This is a genomic window from Pseudactinotalea sp., from assembly GCF_048594945.1.
In the GTDB taxonomy this organism is placed as follows: Bacteria; Actinomycetota; Actinomycetes; order Actinomycetales; family Beutenbergiaceae; genus Pseudactinotalea.
Genome location: NZ_JBMDXJ010000347.1, coordinates 1 through 4,754 on the forward strand (window position 1 = coordinate 1; position 4,754 = coordinate 4,754).

The 4,754-nt window shown below is 69.9% G+C and carries 4 protein-coding genes; 3 read left to right on the forward strand and 1 reads right to left on the reverse strand.

The window, feature by feature from the left end:
• A partial coding sequence (locus ACOJSN_RS15690; RefSeq protein WP_420113428.1) for a bifunctional 3'-5' exonuclease/DNA polymerase occupies positions 1–1,578 on the reverse strand: 1,578 nt, incomplete at its 3' end.
• 123 nt (positions 1,579–1,701) lie between these two features.
• On the opposite strand from ACOJSN_RS15690, the gene ACOJSN_RS15695 reads away from it, so the two are divergent.
• From ACOJSN_RS15695 to ACOJSN_RS15705, 3 genes are all read left to right on the forward strand, one after another.
• Entirely contained in the window at positions 1,702–2,943 is a 1,242-nt protein-coding gene (locus tag ACOJSN_RS15695) for an ROK family protein (RefSeq protein WP_420113429.1), read from the forward strand.
• A 36-nt stretch (positions 2,944–2,979) separates the two neighbouring features.
• Complete coding sequence (locus ACOJSN_RS15700) at positions 2,980–3,885, forward strand: carbohydrate ABC transporter permease (RefSeq protein WP_420113430.1); 906 nt, start codon at positions 2,980–2,982, stop codon at positions 3,883–3,885.
• A 12-nt stretch (positions 3,886–3,897) separates the two neighbouring features.
• Positions 3,898–4,754 (forward strand): carbohydrate ABC transporter permease (locus ACOJSN_RS15705; RefSeq protein WP_420113431.1); only part of this gene is annotated, 857 nt, incomplete at its 3' end.

Genomic DNA, 4,754 nt, shown 5'->3' on the forward strand with positions numbered 1-4,754 from the left:
GGCCGCGACCTGCTCAGCGAGTTCGGCGGGCGCGTGCACCACGATCTCGTCGTGCAGGAAGAACACCAGATGAGGGCGACCGTGACCGGGGAGGTGCGGCTCGGAGATCTCGGGAGGCCTGCCGTCGGCATCCGTCGTGACCACCGGCATCGCCCGTAGCCGGCGCCGCAGCTCGGCCATCCAGCACAGTGCCCACTCCGCAGCGGTGCCCTGGACCACGAAGTTGCGGGTGAAGCGGCCCCAGTTGCGCGCCTGGGTACGGGCGCGACGCTCGTCGCCGGCGCTCGCCTCGACCACGGCGGCCGCGTGCTGCACGCTGCGCCACGCCTCGCTCGGCGGCGGTGAGGTGCGGCCGAGCCAGGTGCGCACGGTGCCGCCGCGCTCGCCGACGCGTGCGGCGGCGTCGACGAGCCCGACTGCGCGCGGGTACGCCTGGCGCAGCCGGGGCAGCACCAGTCCGGACTCGCCCGTGGTGCCGCCGTACAGGGCGCCGAGCATGCCGACCTTGGCGCGGGGGCGGTCCTCGACCACGCCGGCGTCGACCAGTCCGGCATACAGATCGCGGTCGGCGCCGGCGCGCGCGAGATCGCCGTCGTGCGCCATCGCGGCGAGCACGCGCGGCTCGATCTGCGCGGCATCGGCGACCACGAGGCGCCAGCCGGGATCGGCCACCACGGCAGCCCGCAGCGATCTGGGGATCTGCAGGGCGCCGCCACCGTTGGTGGCCCAGCGGCCGGTGACGACACCACCGGGCACGTAATCGGTGCGGAACCGGTCGGCGCGGCCATCGACGCCCGGCTGCACCCAGGTGTCCAACCAGTGCCACCCGTTGGCGCTCAGCAGTCGCGCGAGCTTCTTGTACTCCAGCAGCGGCGCGACCACGGGGTGGTCGGAGCGGGAGATCTCCCACTTGGAGGTGGAGGTGACATCGAGCCCGTTGGCGCGTAGTGCCTTGAGCAGCTCGACGGGGGAGTCTGGATTGAGGTGAGGCGCCCCCAGGTGCCCGGCGATCTCGACGGCGAGACGCTCGAGCACGGCTGGCCGGTAGCCCGCCGGAGGGCGCGGGCCGAGCGCCTGCCGGAGGATCTCGTCGTGGCGCTCGCGTGACCACGGCAGCCCATCGGCATGCATCTCGACGGCGATGAGGGCGCCCGCCGACTCCGCCGCCAGCAGCAGCCGCAGCCGTCCGGCGTCGGGTGCTGCGGCGACCGCAGCCTGCTGGCGCTCGAGCTCGTCGGAGATGTCGCTCGGTGTGAGGCTCTCCGCGCGGTCGAGACCGTCGAGAAGCGTCGGCTCCGCCACGACGGCAGGTCCGGCGTCGAGCCAGCTGGGGACGGCTCCGGCTTCCGGCGCGGCCAGCCGCAGGATCTGAGCGCACAAGCGCAGGTCGTAGCAGCGGGCAGGTCGGGCGCCGGCGGCGAGCAGGCGGGGATAGGCGATCGCCGTGTCCGGCCACACCCACCGGGCATCCGTGTGCGCGTGCGCGAGATCGGCGGCCCGCTCCCACGTGAGCCGCTCATCCGCACCGTCGATCGAGACCGAGGCCCCCGAGCCGGTCGGCACCGCGATCACGTCCACGCACGCAGGCTACGGCGAGCCGCCGACGCCCCCGGCGTTGCGACGAGTGTCGAACCGTGACCGCCCGGACCCGCCGCTCGACCGACTATTGACCAAGTAAAGAAAGTCGGTCATGCTGGCGGAGTGCAGAGAGGCACCGCGCAGCGTGGCTTCGCCACCCATGGACACTCCGCACGAGCGGTCATTCGAGAGCTGCTCGTGCACGGACCGCTGCCGCGTGCCGAGCTCGCACGGCGGCTGCGCCTGTCGCCGGCGGCCCTGACCAGGGTGACTCGCGAGCTGCTGGACACCGCAGCGATTCGGCCGTCCTCAAGCGCTCCGTCCGGCACCGGTGGGCGTCCGGGTACGCCGCTGGAGGTCGTGCTGGAGGAGCACGAGATGGTCGGACTCAAGGTCACCGGAGACGAGGTCTACGGGGTCCGCACCGATGCGCTCGGCCAGGTGCGGGCCGGCGCGAAACGACACCTGGATTCCACGGATGTCCCGGCGGTCACCGCGACGATCGTTGAGTTGGTGAAGGAAGTGACCGGCGACGCTCCGGTGGAGGGCGTCGGGATCGGCCTCGCCGGAGCCATGGCGCGGTTCGACGACCGGGTGCGGCAGAGCCTCTATCTCGGCTGGGACGATGTGCCGCTCGCCGCCGAGGTGGAGCGCGCCTGCGGCGTGCCGACCGTGATCAGCAACGACGTGCGCGCGCTCACCGCCGGCGTGCACTGGTCGGGTCCCGCACGCGGCCAGGACGACTTCGCGGTGGTGACCACGGGTGTCGGTGTGGGGCTCGGCCTGGTGATGGAGGGGCGCAACATCGCAGGCAGCAGCGGGAAGGCCGGCATGATCGGGCATCAGAGGCTCGGCGAGTCGGGGCCGCTGTGCTCCCAAGGTCACCGAGGCTGCGTGGAGGCGTATCTCACCTCTGCGGCGATCACGGGTGCCGTGGCCGTGGCGCACAGCGACCCGTCGATGACGCTCGACCGCGTCTGTCTGCTCGCCGACGCCGGTGACGCGGCGGCGCGACGTGCGCTCGGCGATGCGGCCTCGGCGCTGGGGGTGGTGATCGCCGGCTTGGTGAACACCCTCGACCTGCCCACCGTGATCCTCGCGGGTGACGGGCTGCCGGCGGTCATGCGTGCCCAGCCTCAGCTCGAGAGCTCGCTCACCGGGCACCTCGACCGGAACGCGACCCTGCCCGACATCAAGTTCTTGGTCTCGGACTTCGACGAGTGGGCGCGCGGTGCGGCCGTCGTCGCGTGCCAGTGGCTGCTGCTCGAACCGCCACCGTCGGCGCGATCGCACGGCAATCGAGGCCGACCACAGCACGGACGCAACCGGGACCGACCGAGCCAGGCTGCCGCCGTCGGCGCCTGAGAAGACCCTCGACCTGCAACGACGCAAGGAGGAACGATGACCACTGCAGCACCACCGACCGCAGTCCGCCGTCGGCGGCGCGACGACACCAGGCTCGCCCTGCTGTTCATTGCGCCGGCCACGATCGGCCTGCTCGTCTTCTACTTCTGGCCGCTGCTCCGCGGCATCTGGCTGAGCTTCACCTCCTGGGACGTGCTCACCCCAGCCACGTTCGTGGGACTGGACAACTACGTGGCGATGATCGCGGACCCCGTGTTCTGGAACGCGGTGCGGGTCACGGCCCTGTACGTGGTGATCAACATCGGCGTGCAGACCGTGGTGGCCCTGCTCATTGCGGTGCTGATGCAGCGGCTCAGCCAGTCGATCGTGCTGCGTTCGCTCGTGCTGACGCCCTACCTGGTCTCGAACGTGGTCGCAGCTCTGGTGTTCCTGTGGGTCCTCGACTTCCAGCTCGGCATCGGCAACACGATCCTCGAGGGCCTCGGCGCTGACCGGATCGGCTTCTTCACCTCCGAGGCGTGGGTGATCCCCACGATCGCGCTCGTCAACGTGTGGCGGCACATGGGCTACACGGCACTGCTGATCTTCGCCGGCCTGCTGACCATCCCGCCCACGATGTACGAAGCGGCACGCGTGGACGGCGCCTCGGAGATCCGCTCGTTCTTCTCGATCACGCTGCCACTGCTGCGGCCGATCCTCGGGCTGGTGCTGATCGTGTCCGTGATCGGCTCGTTCCAGGTCTTCGACACCGTGGCCGTGACCACCGGAGGTGGCCCGGTCGACGCGAGCCGCGTGCTCCAGCTCTACATCTACGAGAAGGCGTTCGCCCAGTTCGACTTCGGGTACGCCTCGGCGCTGAGCGTGGCGTTGCTGTTGCTGCTGATGATCGTCACCTTCCTGCAGTACCGCGTCACACGCGCGGGCCAGACGGATCTGGACTGAGAGGAGCGAGTGATGACACAGACAGTTGCAGCCGGCTCAGCGCCTGCCCGCACCACGCAGAAGCGGCGCAGGCGCCGCGCCTTGACCCCCGGACGAGTGGTCGCGTGGGTCGTGATGATCCTGGTCCTGCTCGTGACGCTGTTCCCGTTCTACTGGGTGCTGCGCACGGCGCTGTCCAGCAACGCCGCGCTCTACGTCGACCCCAACTCGCTCACTCCGGTCGGGTTCGGTTGGGGCGCCTTCGAGCGCGTGTTCGGGTTGCAGTCGGTCGAGGAGGCGATCGCCCAGGGCGGATCCGGTGCCTCGATGGACTTCTGGCTCTACCTGCGCAACTCCGTGGTGGTCGCCACGGTGGTCACGGTCTGTCAGGTGTTCTTCTCGGCGATGGCGGCGTACGCGTTCTCCCGGCTGCGCTGGCGGGGACGGAACCTGATCTTCAGCCTGTTCCTGCTCTCGCTGATGGTGCCGACGATCTTCACACTGCTGCCGAACTTCCTGCTGGTCCGTGACCTCGGGCTGATCGACACGCTGCTGGGGATCATGCTTCCAGGACTGTTCATGACGCCGTTCGCGATCTTCTTCCTGCGCCAGTTCCTGATGAACATCTCCACCGAGGTGGAGGAGGCGGCGCAGATCGACGGTGCCAGCAAGGTGAGGGTGTTCTTCGTCCTCGCGATCCCCATGACGGTGGGACCGATCGCGACGATCTCGATCCTCACCTACATCAACTCCTGGAACGACTACTTCTGGCCGCTGCTGGTGTCGTACACCGACTCCTCGCGCGTGCTGACCGTGGCGCTGGGCAACTTCAACGCCCAGACGCCTCAGACCGGACCCGACTGGGCGGGCCTGATGGCCGCGACCCTGGT

What these genes read in the sequence shown, in the direction of transcription:
- ACOJSN_RS15700 (WP_420113430.1), top strand. Translation starts at nt 2,980, where the DNA reads ATGACCACTGCAGCACCACCGACCGCAGTCCGCCGTCGGCGGCGCGAC.